Source organism: Micromonospora sp. NBC_01392 (assembly GCF_045040125.1).
Lineage (GTDB): Bacteria > Actinomycetota > Actinomycetes > Mycobacteriales > Micromonosporaceae > Micromonospora.
Genome location: NZ_CP109549.1, coordinates 2,421,188 through 2,435,303 on the forward strand (window position 1 = coordinate 2,421,188; position 14,116 = coordinate 2,435,303).

The following is a 14,116-nucleotide window of genomic DNA, read 5'->3' on the forward strand; positions in this document are numbered from 1 at the left end:
ACCCGTCGACGCGCACGTCAGGAGACCGCAGTCCGCACCAGCTCGGTGAGCTGCTTCTCCACCGCCGGGCTCCACCGCAGCAGCGCGAACGACGCCGGCCACATGTCACCGTCGTCGAGGTTGGCCGCGTCCTGGAAGCCCACCGTCGAGTAGCGGTAGTTGAACTTCCCCGAGTCCTGGAAGAAGACCACGATCTTGCCGGCCGCGTTCGCGTACGCGGGCATGCCGTACCAGGTCTTCGGCGACAGCTCGGGAGCGGCGGCGGTGATCGTCACGTGCACGCGCTCGGCCAGCTCGCGGTCGGCCGGCGCCATCTGTGCGATCCGGTCGAGGACCGCCTGCAACTCGTCGGCCTTCTTCCCGCCCTTCTTCCCCTCGGCGCGCAGCTCGGCGGCGCGCTCCTTCATCGCGGCGCGTTCCTCGGCGCTGAAGCCCTCGCTCATCTCGGTTCCCCCTCGTTCCCCGGCGGTCGACGTGACGTCGCCCCGCTCAGCAGAAACGCTACGACCGCCCCTACCCACCCCGCTTCTCGATTCCTGATCGCTTCCGGGAGCAAGGCCGGGCCCCCGCTTAACGCCTCCGGTATAGGAGGGGCCCCTTCTCACGCGTCAGGCGCAACGGGGGACAGCCGGCAGCGGCACGGCGGCCTATGATCCGGCGATGACTGAGGTGACGGCCACCCCCACCGAGGCCGAGGCGTTGCTCTCGGTCCTGGAGCGCAACCGGCGGACGTTCGCCTGGAAGACGTCCGGGCTCGACGAGAAAGGGCTGTGCGCGACCACGGCCGCCAGCTCGATGACGCTCGGCGGCCTGGTCAAGCACATGGCCCTGGTCGAGGCGGACTGGCTGGCCGTCAAGCTGGCCGGCGAGGAGCACGGCCCCCCGTGGGACGGCGTCGACTTCGAGGCCGTCCCCGACTGGGAGTGGCGCACCGGCGCAACCGACGCTCCGGGCGAGGCGCACGCGTTGTGGCGGGCCGCGGTCGAGCGCTCCTGCGTCCTGGTGGCGGCCGTGACCGAGGAGCGTGGCCTGGCCGGGCCGGCCTCCTTCACCTGGCCGGACGGTCGCACGCCCACCGTCCGCGCCATGCTCCTCGACATGATCGAGGAGTACGCGCGTCACACCGGACACGCCGACCTGCTCCGCGAGGCGGTGGACGGGCGGGTCGGCGAGGGCGCGCCGCCGGACTTCACGATCTGAGACGTGACCCGCCGACGAGCCGATGAGTTTGGCATGCGACGGCGGTCCACCCGTCGACATCACCTGGAACATGAAGGAGCACCACGATGGCGAAGGTCGTCTCCACGTTGTTCATCTCGGCCGACGGCGTCGCCGAGATCGACCCGGACTGGCACTTCCCCTACTTCGACGACAACATGGGCCGCGCCGTCACCGAGGACTACGACACCTCCGACGTCCTGCTGATCGGCCGTGAGACCTACGACAGCTTCGCCGGCGCGTGGCCGGGCCGGGAGGCCGAAGGCGGCGACGACGCGCCGTTCGCCAAGCAGCTCGGCGACATGCGCAAGGTGGTCGTCTCCCGCCAGCCGCTGGAGTTCTCCTGGCGCAACTCCGAGCTGGTCCAGGGCGACCTGGTCGACGCGGTGGCGGCGCTCAAGGCCGACGCCGGCATCAAGGGCATCCTCATCCCCGGTTCGATCTCGGTGGTGCAGCAGTTGCTCGCCGCCGGGCTGGTCGACGAGCTGCGGCTGCTGGTGCACCCGGTGGCGGCCCGCAAGGGACGCAAGCTGTTCGACGAGGGCGACCGCCCGTACCACCTCCGGGTGACCGCGACGGAGGCCTATCCGACGGGCGTCATCCGGGTCATCTACGCGCCGGCCGACGCACCGGGCCAGGCCGGTTACGACGACGCGAAGGAGCAGTTGGCCACCGGAAGCTGAACGCGCGGGGCAGCGGCGGGCCCGCACGCCGTGGCAAGATCCGCGGCGTGCGCCGCAGCCCGTTGCTCCTGACCGGTGCGGCGGCATGCGCCGTGCTGCACGCCGTCGGCGTCCTGGCGGCGCACCCGGTGTGGCGCGGCGCCGAGGTGCTGAGCCTGGCGTTGCTGCTCGCCTACGCGCTGGCCCGTGGCCTGCCGACCCCGCGCTGGCCGGTGCCGGTGGCGCTGGCGGTGCTGCTGGTGGACGCGGTCCGCACCATGCCGGCAGCGCCCGGCACGCAGGAGTTCGGCTGGACGGTGTACGGCCGGATCGAGCACGTCGACGTCACGGCCGGCTTCGAGGCGGCCCTCACCGCCTGCGGGGCGGCGCTGGCCGCGACCGTGCTGCTGCTGGTCGGGTGGCGAGCCCGCGTCACGCGTGGCCCGGTGGTGGCCGCCGCGCTGGTGGCGGTGCCGCTCCTCGGGTACGCGCTGGTCCGGGTCGTCGAGCTCCGGCGGGACCTGCTGGCCGAGCAGCGGTCGCGGCCGGGTGGTCCGGACGTGGCGGACGCGGTGGGCGCGCTGGTCCTGGCGGTCCTTCCGGCGCTCGCCCTCGCGCTGACCGCGCTGGCGCTCGCCGTGCTGCTGGTCGGCCGGGGGCGCCGGCTCGCCGCGGCCGGCGCTGTCCTGCTGTCGCTGGTGGCGTGGCCACTGATCGACACCAGCATCGACGCGGTGCGGCTGCCCGTCCCGACGTTCACCGAGGCCGGGGTGTTGTACGCCGTCACGCCCACGGCGACGCTGCCGCAGCCGGTGCCGGCGCTCGCCGTGCTGGTCGAGCTGACCGCGTACCTGCTGCTCGTCGCCGGCCTCGCCGGAGCCGGCCGCGGCGCGCCCGCGGCGCCCGCGCCGGCGGCCGGTCCGGGGTAACCGCTGGCGGTCCGCCGGGCGCGCCGCTACGATCCTCGGCGATGACTCTCTCGTGCAGATTGGGGGCCCGGTTCGCGCAAGGTGAGTGCTGATGCGCTCCCCGGCCGCGAACGCGGATTCCCGCCTCTCCCTCTGGCAGCGGGTGCGTGAGTACGCCGTCCTGCCCGACATGATCCAGGCCGCGACCGCCCGCCGTTCGGTGGGCGACTGGGCCGGCGCCTGTGCGGTCACCCGTGTCGACGTCGATCTGAGCCTGCGCGCGGTCGTCCACCGGCACGGCCGCGAGCTGGCCGCGCGGCTCCGCGACGACCTCCGGCACCTGGTGCCCGACCTGTTGCGCTGGCACCTGCCGAGGACCGCCCCGGACGGGCTGCTGCGTCCCGGGCTGACCGTCACGCTGGCCCGGTACGGCCCGCCCGGCCGGGGCGGCACCGGGGCGGCACAGCTCGTGGCACGGACGCCGCCGGCGTGGGCCGACGCCGGGCAGCGGATCAGCCTGGCGGTGTGGGCCGGCCCCGGCGACGACGCGGCGGCCCACCCGCATCCCCGGCCCGACCGTCGCTTCCGACTCGACCTGCACCGCCACCTGTGGGACGCGCGCCGGGCAGGTGAGCTGCGGGTCCGCTCCGGCGCCGACCTGCCGGCGGTCGACCCGGCGGGTCCGGCCCACGGATATCCGGCACACCGGTGGCCGGCCGAGGCGGCGCTGCTGCTCCGGGCCGAGGAGTCGACCGGCGAGGCGGTGGCGGTGCGGCTCGGGTCGCGTCGCCGCCTGATCCTGCAACGCCGGGGCGGCGGGTGGACGGCCCGGTCGGGCCGGTCGACCGCGCTGCCGGTACTGCCGGACGCGGCGACCCGGACACCGCCGGACGTGGAACTGCTGCGCCATCGGATGATCGAGCTGGACCGGCTGCACCCGCTTGTGGCGTCGGCGCTCGCCCCGGGCGCTCCGGCCACCGTCCGGGCCCGCGACGACCGGCCGGGAGACCAGCCCCGCCTGGTCGACTGCCGTGGCGCCCGGCACCGGATCGGCCTCGTCGACGGTGTGCTCGCGCCGCTGGACCACGACCCGGCGGAGGTACGCCGGGAGGAGCTGCTCGCCACGCTCACCGGTACGCCGCTGCCGTGCCTGCGCGCGATCGACGAGGCGCACCGCCGGCCCGAGTCCCTGCCCGACATCCGCGCCCGCCTCGACCACGGCGACCTGCCCGGCGCGGTGGCGGCGGTCGAGGCGCTGCTCGGGCCGGACGCGCTGCTGCGCCACGGTGAGCTGCGCGCGGAGCTGGAGGACGCCGCGCTGCGGCGGATCAGCCACGGGCTGTTCCGGGCCGGGCTGGCCGGCCGCTGCCCGGTGCCGTCCACCCGGGACCCGCGATCCGCCTCGGACCGGCGTTCCCACCCTCGTCACGCCCTTTTCCGCTGACCGGGCCGCAGCCCGTCACGAACCCCCCAAGGTGATCTCCCATGCCCCCTGCCGTCATCCGGACCGACACCCACCCGCCGGCGCAGCTCGATGTCGCCGCCGACCTGATCGCCCTGCTCGGGACCAGCGCCACCGAGCTGCGGCCCGACCCGCAACTGGAGGCGCTGACGCTGGCCGTGGCCGCCGACCTGCCGGTGCTGCTCTGGGGCGCGCCGGGGATCGGCAAGACGGCCGCGTTGACCCAGCTCGCCGCGTCCCTGGACCTGCCGCTGACCACGGTGATCGCCAGTGTGCACGAACCGTCCGACTTCGCCGGTCTGCCGGTCGTCGGCGACGACCCGGCCAACCAGGGCGTGCCGATGGCGCCGCCGGACTGGGCGGTGCGCCTGGTCCACGCCGGCCGGGGACTGCTGTTCCTGGACGAGCTGTCGACCGCCCCGCCCGCGGTGCAGGCGGCACTGCTCCGCCTCGTGCTGGAACGACGCGTCGGCAGCCTGCGCCTGCCGCCCGGGGTCCGGATCGTGGCCGCCGCCAACCCGCGTACCTCGGCCGCCGACGGCTGGGAGCTGAGCCCGCCGCTGGCCAACCGGTTCGTCCATCTTCAGTGGAGCCACGACCACGAGGTCGTCGTCCGCGGTCTCGGCGGCACCTGGCCCCGGGCGGCCCTGCCCCGGCTCGACCCGGCGCGGCTGGCCGGCGCCGTCGAACACGCCCGCCGCGCGGTGTGCACGCTGCTGTCGGCCCGCCCGACGCTTGTGCACCGGTTGCCGACCAGCGAGGCCGGCCGGGGCGGCGCGTGGCCCTCGCCGCGTAGCTGGGAGATGGCGCTGCGGCTGATCGCGTTCGCCGCCGCGGCGGACACCTCCCGGGACGTGCTGTCCGCGCTGGTCCGCGGCGCGGTGGGCGACGGACCGGGGCTGGAGCTGCTGGCCAGCCTGGACCGGATGGATCTGCCCGACCCGGAGGAGGTGTTGGCCGATCCGCTCGCCGCCACCCTGCCCGAGCGGGGTGACCTGCGCCAGGCCGTGCTGGACGCGGTGGTGGAGGCGGTCCGTCGACGCCCGGAACGCGCCCGGTGGGACGCGGCCTGGACACTGCTCGGCCGGGCGGCGGAGACCGGCGCCCCGGACCTGGTGGTCGTGCCCGCCGCCACGCTGGCCCGGCTCCGCCGCGAGGACTGGGACGTCCCGCCGGTGATCGACCGCCTCACCCCGGTGGCGTCGCTGTCCCGGGGCGCCGACGAGACGGCGGCCCGGGTCGCGGCCGGCCGATGAGCGCCACCGTCGTCCTCGACCGGGACAAGCTGCTCACCGCCCGCCTGTACGCGGCGCGGGTCCGCCCCTACCTGGCCACCGCGCTGTTCGCGCTGCACGTGGTCGAGTCCCGCCGGGTGCCCACGATGGCCGTGGACCGGCACTGGCGTTGCTACGTCTCGCCGCTGTTCGTGGCCCGTACGCCGGTGGCGGACCTCGCCGCCGTGTGGGTGCACGAGGTGTCCCACCTGCTGCGGGACCACCACGGCCGGGGTGACCGGTTTCTCCGGGAGCACGGGCTGACCGGGGCCGCGGAACGGCTGCGGGTCAACATCGCCGCGGACTGCGAGATCAACGACGACGCGTACGGCGACGGGCTGGTGCGGCCCGCGGATGCCGTCGAGCCCGGCTGCCTGCGCCTGCCCGAGGGGCAGTTGATGGAGGAGTACCTGCGCCAGTTCCGGCTCGGGCCGCTCACCCAGCACCTGGCCTGGCTGGACTGCGGCAGCGGCGCCGACGGCCTGGACCGGGCGTGGGACCTGGGATCGGACGGCGCGCACGGGCTCACCGAGCAGGAGCGGGACGCGGTGCGGTTCCGGGTGGCCGAGGGGATCACCGGCCGGCCCGGGACCGCGCCGAAGGGCTGGCGGCGGTGGGCGGAGGAGGTGTTCCACCCGCCGCAGCCGTGGCGGGAGCTGCTGGGCGCCGCCGTCCGTTCCGCGGTCTCGGCCTCCGGGGCGGGCGACGACTACACCTACGGCCGGCCGTCGCGGCGCTCGGCCGGTGTACCCGGTGTGGTCCTGCCGGCGCTGCGCCGCCGGCCACCGCGCGTCTGCGTGGTCGTCGACACCTCCGGCTCGGTCAGCGACACCGAACTGGGCAGCGCGCTGCTGGAGGTCGCCGCGATCGCCCGGGCCGTGGGCGGACGCCGTGACCTGGTCACCGTGCTGCCCTGCGACGCCGCCGCGCACCGGGTGCTGACGCTGTGCCGGGCCGAGGACCTCCCGCTGGTCGGCGGCGGCGGGACGGACCTGCGTACCGGATTCGCGCGGGCGCTGCGGGACGCCCGGCGCCCGGACGTCGTCGTCGTGCTGACCGACGGGCAGACGCCCTGGCCCGCCACCCGGCCCTCCTGCCGGACCGTGGTGGGCCTGTTTCCCCGGCCGGTGCGGTGGAGCGAGCAGGACCCGGATCACGTGCCGGACCCGCCGCCGGACTGGGCGCGGGTGGTGACCATCGGTTCCCCGGGCCGGTGAGCGCGGCGGTCCGGTTCAGTCGAGCAGCGCCAGCAGCGCGTGCAGCGCCGGGTTGGTGCTGTCCACCGGCCAGGCCAGCCCGACGTCCACGGTGGGCGTCGGGGCGGCGAACCGGCGCAGCCGTACGCCGGGCAGGCGCAACGCCCGCGCCCGACCGGCCGGCACGGCCGCGACCACGTCGCCCTCCGCCACCGCGCGCAGCAACTGCTCGTCGTCCGGTTCGTGCCGGACCAGCCGGAAGCCGCCGCGCGGCCACACCTGGGCGATGGTCCGGTCGAACATGCCGGGCCCGTTCTCCCGTGGCCACATCACCGCCGGCAGGTCGACCACCTCGGCCCGGCCGATCCGGCGGCGGCCGGCGGCCAGCGGGTGGCCCGCCGGCAACGCCAGCAGCAGCTCCTCGGTGTCGACCGTGCGGCAGGCCAGCGCCGGCTCGTCCACCGGCGGCCGGACGAACGCCGCGTCCAGCCGGCCGGCGAGCAGGCCGGCCACGTTCGGCGCGGTCCACGCCGTCTCGGACACCACCTCGACACCGGGGTGGGCGGCCCGGAACCGGGCGATCAGCGTGTCGACCCGGCCGCCGCGCGCCGACCGGGTGTACGCCAACCGCAGCCGACCACCCCGTCCGCGCGCCAGGTCGCGGATGCGGGCGGTGGCGGCGTCCACCTCGGCGAGCAGCCGGGCGGCCTCGTCGGCGACCCGGGCGCCGACCTCGGTCAGCGTGCAGCCCCGGCTGGTGCGGTGCACCAGCGGCACGCCGAGCTGCCGTTCCAGGGCGCGGATCTGCTGGCTGAGCGCGGGCTGGGCGATGCGCAGCCGGGCCGCCGCGCGGGTGAAGTGCAGCTCGTCGGCGAGCACCACGAACGAGCGCAGCCGGCGCAGGTCCGACCAGGCGCCCGGGGCCTCGACCATGCCACCCATCATAAGCGCCGCTTATCGCCGCCGGTCCGATCCGTCTTGGACGGCACCGTCTCCCGGGGGTCACCATCGGCAACACATCGACGGTACGGGCGAGGGGAGCGGACCATGGCGACAGCGGACGTGGTGGTGGTCGGCGGCGGGGTGATCGGGATGACCGCGGCGGTCACGCTTCAGCGGCGCGGCGCGCGGGTCACCGTGCTGACCGCCGACGACCCGGCGGACACGGTGTCCACGGTGGCCGCGGCGGTCTGGTACCCGAGCCACACGGAGGCGGACCCGCGGGTGCTGCGCTGGGCCCGGGACACCCACGCCGAGCTGCGCCGCCAGGCCGCCGACGGGGTGCCCGGGGTGGTGGACCGGCCGACCCGGATGTGGTTGCGCCGCCCGTACGCCGGGCCGCCCTGGTGGGCCGACGCCTGCGGTGACCTGGTGGTCGAGCCGGCCCGGCCGCCGTACACCGCGCTGCTGCGGTTCACCGCGCCGACGGTGGAGATGAACCGCTACCTGACCTGGCTGCACCGGCAGGTGGCGGCCGGTGGCGGCCGGATCGTCCGGCGTGCGCTGGACACGCTCGCCGAGGCGTACGAGATCGCGCCGACCGTGGTCAACGCGACCGGCCTGGCCGCCGGCCGGCTCGCCGCCGACCCGGCCGTGCACCCGGCGCGCGGGCACATCGTGCTGGTGGCGAACCCCGGCCTGACCGTCTCGGTACGCGACGAGGACGACCCGGCGGGCGTCACGTACGTGCACCCGCGCCGGCACGACGTGGTGCTCGGCGGCACCTACCAGCTCGGGGTGGGGCACACCCGGCCGGACCCGGAGACGGCGGCGGCGATCCGGCGTCGCTGCGTCGCGTTGGTGCCACGGTTGGCGGACGCGCCGGTGCTGGGGGAGCGGATCGGGCTGCGACCGGTTCGGCACGGCGGGCCCCGGGTCGAGCGGGATTCCGGCGGTGGGCGGCTGGTGCACGCGTACGGGCACGGTGGTGCCGGGGTGACGCTGTCCTGGGGCTGCGCGGCCGAGGTCGCCGACCTGGCCCTGGCGGGCTGACGCTCCGGTGGCTGCGTCGTTCGCGGAACGTCCCGGAGCTGGCCGGCGACTGATCAGCCCTCGGCGCCTGTCGACCTGAGAGCGTGGACGACTCAGTTCAGGTGCTCGGCCAGCGCGACGATGATGCCGCTCGGCCCACGTAGGTAGCAGAGCAGGAAACTGTCCTCGAAGCGCGTCACCTCGCCGACGAGTTCCGCGCCGTGCGGGCGGAGCCGGGCGAGCGTGTCCTCGATGTCGTCGACGGCGAACATGACGCGGTGCAGGCCCCGCGTGTTGGCCGGGGTGACGCTGGGCTCGGGCACGATCGCCCGCGGCGAGTGGTACGTCGCCAGTTCGAGCCGGCCCGGCGCGTCCGGGATCCGCATCATCGCGATCTCGCTGCGCATGTCGTCGAGCCCGACGACCTTCCCCGCCCAGCTTCCCTCGATCGGCATCCGGCCTTCCAGCTCCATGCCGAGTGCGGTGAAGAACGCGACGGCGGCGTCGAGGTCGTCGACGACGATGCCGACGTTGTCCATGCGCTGAATCGTCATGTCCCCGAGGGTAGAACGGCGGACCGACGGCCGGCGTTGTGTGCCGCGACCAGGCCCGGCAGTTCGTCGAGCGACCCGATCCGGAACAGGCAGCGCTGCGCCACGGCCGGCAGGTCGAGGATGTGACCCCACGGGCCGCGCCGGATCAGGCACGCCGGCATGCCCGCCGCCATGGCCGCGCCCGCGTCGTTGTCGGGCCGGTCGCCGACGTACAGGATGGACGACGGGTGATGGCCGGCCTCGCGGACCAGCCGCGCGAAGAACGCCGGCGCCGGCTTCGCCACGCCCCAGCCGTGCGACGTGCCGATCACGTCCACCGGAAGGTCGAGCGCGCGCAGGCTCGCCTCGGCGTGGGCCGGCTGGTTGCCGGCCAGGCCGACGCGCAGTCCCTGACCCTTCAGCGCGGTCAGGCACGCCCGCGCGTCCGGGTAGAGATCCTCCTCGTCGAACGACTCCGGCCGGCCGGCGGCGGCCCGACGCGCCAACTCGGCCGCGAGGTCGAAGTCGGGCCGGAAGGTCCGGAACGCCTCCTGCCAGTCCTGTCCCCGGGCGATCACCGCGCCGAGGACGGCGGAGAACGTGTGCCGGGGCACGCCGAACCAGTCCGCCCAGTCCGCGAACTCGCGCGACTCGTCGAGGATCGTCCCCCCGACGTCGAAGAAGACCGCCTCGATCATGCGAGTTGCTCCGGTCCGGTGACGTCGCGGCGCTTGAGCTTGGCGCGGCGGCCGTCCGGGTGGTGCCAGACGACGCCCTCGTACGCGGGATGCGCCAGCAGCCACTCGCGCAGACCGGCCGCGTCGCGCGGAACGTCCAGCCGGTCGGCGTCGGCGTGCGCGACCAGCGCGTGTCCGCGTACCCCCTCGGGGTTGCCGTTGATCTTGGGGCCGATCAGCTCGAAGGTGCCGGGGCGGGGCTCGCCCGCGTGCGCGGCCAGGGCCTCGGCGTGGTACTTCGCGAACGACGACCGTGCGATCGGCTCCCAACCGACGGTCTTGCCGGTGGTCCCGTCGGTCATGACCGGTCGGTAGCCGGGCGGCTGGGCCTTGCCGGGCTTCACCTCGCGCCGCGCCCACCACGTGCCGTCGGTGTCGAGCAGCACGCAGGTGCCGTCGTACTTGCGGGTGGCGACGCCCTCGCCGTCGAGCACCCACCGGCACTCGGGGTCGACCTCGTCGAGGACGCGTCGGCGGTCCTCGGGGTCGCGGCGGAACAGCGTGGGGATCTTACGCATGTCGACATGGTCGCACCGGGCACACCGGCGACGCGACGGGATTGCGCCGCTGTCGGGGCCTCACCGGTGCTCCTGACCCACCGGTCCCCCGTGGGCGCGCCGACGAACCGACAGCAGCAGCCCGGCGGCGGCCAGCACCGCGCCGACCCCGGCGGCCCAGCCGGCCAGGCCCGTCGGGATGCCCAGGTAGACGGTGATGCCGAGGATCCGGGACAGCCCCCACGGCAGCAACGCCATCTGGTCGTTCCAGACGGTCAGCGCCCGCTCCGGGCCGATCCAGGCGACCAGCCCGGCGAGCACCGCGAGCGGCACCCCGGCGGCGGTGAGCGTCAGCCCGGCGGCCCGCCGGCGGCGCATGCCGTACCGGTCGCGCAGCACCAGCGCGGTCGCCACGAACAGCCAGCAGAACGCCGCCACCGCCACGGTGAGGTAGACCGACCGGCGGGCCGGCTCGGCCCAGAACACGAACCAGTAGCCGCCCGGCCCGCGCCCGGCCAGCACCGCCAGCAGCAGCACGCTGCGCAGCAGCGCCACGCCGCCGAGGACCGCCCACAGCCCGAACGGGTCCCGCCGACCCACCGCCAGGCGTGCCACCAGCGCGAACAACGCCCACCCGCCGAGCGTGACCAGCAGGTGCGCGGGCGCGGCGAACCAGGTGAACACCAGCCGGCTCGCCACCAGCACTCCGGCCGGGACCAACCAGACCAGCACCCGGTCCAGCCGGGCCGACGGCACCGGCAGCGCCGCCACCCGCCACGGCCGCAACGCGCCGACCAGCAGCGCCCGCGCCGCCGCGCCGCCCGGCCCGCGCCCACGCAGCCCGAGCGCCACCACGGCCACGACCAGGACCAGCAGCGCCCGCGCCGCCCAGGCCATCGCCGGGTCGTGGTCCGCCCGCTGCGCGCCGAGGTCGGCCGCCGTGAAGCGGTACGCCGGCAGGTCGACGTCCCCGCCGTAGCGCTGCCGGTGCCGGTCCCGCGCCTCCCGGTACGCGGCGGCGGCCGACCGCCAGTCGGCGTACGCGGTGCCGGAACCGGTGTCCAGCCACTGCGCGTGCCGCAGCACCATGGTCCGGTAGGCGGCCAGCGTCACGAACAGGTCCACCTGGTAGTCGAGCGTGTCGACGAAGCGTTCGCGCAGCGCGCCGTCCCGCCACGTGGCCGGGTCGGTGCCGGCCACCAGTTCCCGCATCCGCCGGGCGGTGGCGACCGCCGCGCCGCCCTCGGCGACCGCCGCGTCGACCCGGTCGCCGGTGACCGCGTAGATGCTGTCCAGCGCCGCGGAGTCACCGGTCGGGATGTCCCACTCGAAGATCCACATCATCGGCGGCGGTTCCAGCCCGAGCGCCCGCACCGACGTGTCCGCGTACGGGCCGATGTAGAGGCCGGTGGTGACCGCGGCCCGGGACAGCGCCATGGCCTGCCCGATCGCCGCGACCGTGGCCGGGTCGGCGGAGAACGTCCGATACGCCCAGTCCGCCGTCACCCGCGCCGGATCGGCGTCCGGGTCCCAGGCCAGCCGCGCCACCGCGTACGTGTTCAGGTCGTAGAGCTGCCAGAAGCCGGCGCGCAGGTAGAGCGACATCGGCCCGGCGCGCAGCGGCCCGCCGTCCTGGGTCCAGTTCCACACGCCCTCCACGTGCGGGTTCGCGGCGAGGAACGCGCGCAGCGCCGCCCGGTGCAGCGGGCCGAGGTCGTTGGGCAGCGCGCCGAAGCCCTCGAACTCGCGCCGCGCCTGGAACTCCACGATCCGCCGGTGCGCGCCGACGCGCAGCGTGGTGTTCAACGGCAGGTGGCTGTAGAAGTCGCCGAGCGTGTACTTGGTGGACACCATCAGGTGCGGATCGTCGAACCCACCCAGCACCTCGGCGTACGCGTCGGGGTTGGTGTGCAGGTCGCCGACCGCGCCCACGCCCACCGTCCAGGTGCGGAAGATGATCTCCTTGTCGACCGTGGCCGCGGTGTCGAGCAGCGCCCGCAGCATCGCGCGCACACCCTCGGCGGTGGTGACCGCGAGCTTCGAGCCGTAGTCCCAGCCGCTGCCCGCGTACACGTCGCCGCCCTCGCCGACGCGGACCATCAGGCCGGCGACGAACGGCATGCTCGCGAACAGCTCGGCCAGCCCGGCCCGGTAGACCGCCCAGAGCCGGGGGTCGGTGGTGTCCAGCCCGCCCACGGTCCGGTCCAGGTACGCCTGAAGCGGCGGCGACACCGCGAGCATGTCGGTGAGCAGGAAGACGCGCAGGCCCATCTGGTCGGCGTACCGGAGGACCGGCCCGAACGCCGCCACCATCGCGCGGGCCCGGTCGACGTGCGGGTCGCCGGCCGGGTAGACCGCGTGCCCGTCGCCGACGCCGGCGAACGTCACGTACTCCAGGAAGCCGGGCACCACCACGCCGTTGTAGCCCTGCGCCACCGCGTGGTCGACGAACTGCCGGAACTGCGCGTCGATGCGGGCCACCGCCGCGGCGTCCACCCACGGCGCCCGGGGCAGCACCGCGGGCGAGACGATGTCGGTGTTGAGGCGGTAGTCGTCGCCGGCCGCGAACGCCGCCCGGTCCGGTTCGCGCCCCACCGAGCCCGCGTCGGTCAGTCGCAGCCCCAACCGGGGCACCACCGGCCGGCCGGCCTCCGCCGCCGGCAGCACCTCGGCGCCGGAGCGGATCCGGTCGGCCAGCCGGTAGAGCCCGGCCGTGACGCCCGCCAGGTCACCGGTGACGGTCAGCTCCGCCGCGCGGGCGTCGATCCGGTACGCCTCCGGCGCGTCGCCGGCCCGCAGCTCCGCCCGCAGCGTGGTCACCGCCGACAGGTCCGGCGGCGGCGCCGCCCCCGCGCCCGAGGCCGTGCCGCCCGAGGCCGTGCCGTCCGGAGTCGTGCCGTCCGGAGTCGTGCCGCCCGAGGGCGTGCCGTCTGGAGTCGTGCCGTCCGGCGTGGTCAGGGTGATCTTGGGGCGGGGGCGGCCCCGGGCGGCGAGCGCGTCGGCCACGGCTGCGGCGGCCTTGACCGTGCGGAGCTGGTCCGCCACGACGATCGAGGCCAGCGGCGGCACCGGGGCCGGCGCCCGGGGCGGCGCGGCGACGGCCGTCTCGGGTGGCACGTCGGCGGGGGTGTGGCTCAACCCCAGCGCGCCGTCGACGCCCCAGGCCACGCCCGCGCCGAGCAGCAGCACCACCATGACGGCGGCGACCAACGGGTACGGACCCCGAACCTGAGCCACGCTCGCATCGTAGTGGCGGCGGCCCGCTCGCCGGACGGGAGATCTTGGAACGTTTGGGCCCTCATCGGGGCCGTTTTCTTCCAAGATCTATACGAATCCAATGATGTGGAACGGCAATCTCGTGGGATGGGAGTCGGCTCGCTGTTCAACGGCGACGTGTCGCTGATCCACCGTGTGGTGGGCCGTCCGCCGGTGCGGGCGGGCAGAGAATCTGCCCGCCCGACTCGCCGTCACCGCTTCACGTCAGGTTGTCGAAGCGGCCGGTGCGGGTGGCCGCGACGAACCGGGTCCAGCTCGCCGGGTCGAAGCTCAACGACGGCCCCTGCCGATCCTTGGTGTCCCGCACGCCGACCGAGTCGGCGAACCCCGCCACCTCGACGCAGTCGCCCTCGCCGCCGGACCGGGACGACTTGCGCCACAC

Annotated in this window: 14 protein-coding genes; 7 read left to right on the forward strand and 7 right to left on the reverse strand. The window is 75.4% G+C overall.

Annotated elements, in window-relative coordinates; all coding sequences use genetic code 11:
• Positions 1-17: 17 nt before the first annotated feature.
• Positions 18-443 carry an iron chaperone gene (locus tag OG767_RS11210; protein ID WP_405093341.1) on the reverse strand — a complete coding sequence of 142 codons (426 nt, stop codon included), beginning with the start codon at positions 441-443 and terminating at the stop codon, positions 18-20.
• 217 nt (positions 444-660) lie between these two features.
• Between OG767_RS11210 and OG767_RS11215 the strand changes: the two genes are divergently transcribed.
• From OG767_RS11215 to OG767_RS11240, 6 genes are all read left to right on the forward strand, one after another.
• A complete protein-coding gene (locus tag OG767_RS11215) occupies positions 661-1,200 on the forward strand; it encodes a DinB family protein (RefSeq protein ID WP_405093342.1) in 540 nt (179 codons plus the stop codon).
• A gap of 86 nt (positions 1,201-1,286) precedes the next feature.
• Entirely contained in the window at positions 1,287-1,901 is a 615-nt protein-coding gene (locus tag OG767_RS11220) for a dihydrofolate reductase family protein (protein ID WP_405093343.1), read from the forward strand.
• 47 nt (positions 1,902-1,948) lie between these two features.
• Positions 1,949-2,809 carry a hypothetical protein gene (locus OG767_RS11225; protein ID WP_405093344.1) on the forward strand — a complete coding sequence of 287 codons (861 nt, stop codon included), beginning with the start codon at positions 1,949-1,951 and terminating at the stop codon, positions 2,807-2,809.
• A gap of 91 nt (positions 2,810-2,900) precedes the next feature.
• A complete protein-coding gene (locus OG767_RS11230) occupies positions 2,901-4,232 on the forward strand; it encodes a hypothetical protein (protein WP_405093345.1) in 1,332 nt (443 codons plus the stop codon).
• A gap of 41 nt (positions 4,233-4,273) precedes the next feature.
• Positions 4,274-5,506: an AAA family ATPase gene (locus tag OG767_RS11235; RefSeq protein WP_405093346.1), complete on the forward strand. Its 1,233-nt coding sequence runs from the start codon at positions 4,274-4,276 to the stop codon at positions 5,504-5,506.
• Positions 5,503-6,741: a DUF2201 family putative metallopeptidase gene (locus OG767_RS11240; protein ID WP_405093347.1), complete on the forward strand. Its 1,239-nt coding sequence runs from the start codon at positions 5,503-5,505 to the stop codon at positions 6,739-6,741. Before OG767_RS11235 ends, OG767_RS11240 begins: the two co-directional genes overlap by 4 nt.
• 15 nt (positions 6,742-6,756) lie before the next feature.
• Here the strand turns inward: OG767_RS11240 and OG767_RS11245 are convergent, their stop codons facing one another.
• Entirely contained in the window at positions 6,757-7,653 is an 897-nt protein-coding gene (locus tag OG767_RS11245; RefSeq protein ID WP_405093348.1) for a LysR family transcriptional regulator, read from the reverse strand.
• A 114-nt stretch (positions 7,654-7,767) separates the two neighbouring features.
• On the opposite strand from OG767_RS11245, the gene OG767_RS11250 reads away from it, so the two are divergent.
• A complete protein-coding gene (locus OG767_RS11250; protein ID WP_405093349.1) occupies positions 7,768-8,712 on the forward strand; it encodes an FAD-dependent oxidoreductase in 945 nt (314 codons plus the stop codon).
• A 92-nt stretch (positions 8,713-8,804) separates the two neighbouring features.
• On the opposite strand, the gene OG767_RS11255 is transcribed toward OG767_RS11250, so the two are convergent.
• The 5 genes from OG767_RS11255 to OG767_RS11275 all read right to left on the reverse strand — a co-directional run bounded on the left by OG767_RS11255 (position 8,805) and on the right by OG767_RS11275 (position 14,116).
• Positions 8,805-9,245 (reverse strand): VOC family protein, encoded by a 441-nt coding sequence (locus tag OG767_RS11255; protein ID WP_405093350.1) that lies wholly within the window; start codon positions 9,243-9,245, stop codon positions 8,805-8,807.
• On the reverse strand, positions 9,242-9,922 hold the full coding sequence (locus OG767_RS11260) for an HAD family hydrolase (RefSeq protein WP_405093351.1): 681 nt from the start codon (positions 9,920-9,922) through the stop codon (positions 9,242-9,244). The genes OG767_RS11255 and OG767_RS11260 overlap by 4 nt, the downstream gene beginning before the upstream one ends.
• Complete coding sequence (locus tag OG767_RS11265; RefSeq protein WP_405093352.1) at positions 9,919-10,479, reverse strand: hypothetical protein; 561 nt, start codon at positions 10,477-10,479, stop codon at positions 9,919-9,921. The genes OG767_RS11260 and OG767_RS11265 overlap by 4 nt, the downstream gene beginning before the upstream one ends.
• A 60-nt stretch (positions 10,480-10,539) precedes the next feature.
• The gene (locus OG767_RS11270; protein ID WP_405093353.1) at positions 10,540-13,695 is read right to left on the reverse strand and encodes a hypothetical protein; all 3,156 of its coding nucleotides are present in this window, start codon (positions 13,693-13,695) and stop codon (positions 10,540-10,542) included.
• Positions 13,696-13,933: 238 nt separating this feature from the next.
• Entirely contained in the window at positions 13,934-14,116 is a 183-nt protein-coding gene (locus OG767_RS11275; protein ID WP_405094192.1) for a DUF397 domain-containing protein, read from the reverse strand.

Coding starts and splice junctions, on each gene's coding strand:
- OG767_RS11210 (WP_405093341.1), bottom strand. CDS start 443: ATGAGCGAGGGCTTCAGCGCCGAGGAACGCGCCGCGATGAAGGAGCGC.
- OG767_RS11215 (WP_405093342.1), top strand. CDS start 661: ATGACTGAGGTGACGGCCACCCCCACCGAGGCCGAGGCGTTGCTCTCG.
- OG767_RS11220 (WP_405093343.1), top strand. CDS start 1,287: ATGGCGAAGGTCGTCTCCACGTTGTTCATCTCGGCCGACGGCGTCGCC.
- OG767_RS11230 (WP_405093345.1), top strand. CDS start 2,901: ATGCGCTCCCCGGCCGCGAACGCGGATTCCCGCCTCTCCCTCTGGCAG.
- OG767_RS11235 (WP_405093346.1), top strand. CDS start 4,274: ATGCCCCCTGCCGTCATCCGGACCGACACCCACCCGCCGGCGCAGCTC.
- OG767_RS11240 (WP_405093347.1), top strand. CDS start 5,503: ATGAGCGCCACCGTCGTCCTCGACCGGGACAAGCTGCTCACCGCCCGC.
- OG767_RS11245 (WP_405093348.1), bottom strand. CDS start 7,653: ATGGTCGAGGCCCCGGGCGCCTGGTCGGACCTGCGCCGGCTGCGCTCG.
- OG767_RS11250 (WP_405093349.1), top strand. CDS start 7,768: ATGGCGACAGCGGACGTGGTGGTGGTCGGCGGCGGGGTGATCGGGATG.
- OG767_RS11255 (WP_405093350.1), bottom strand. CDS start 9,245: ATGACGATTCAGCGCATGGACAACGTCGGCATCGTCGTCGACGACCTC.
- OG767_RS11260 (WP_405093351.1), bottom strand. CDS start 9,922: ATGATCGAGGCGGTCTTCTTCGACGTCGGGGGGACGATCCTCGACGAG.
- OG767_RS11265 (WP_405093352.1), bottom strand. CDS start 10,479: ATGCGTAAGATCCCCACGCTGTTCCGCCGCGACCCCGAGGACCGCCGA.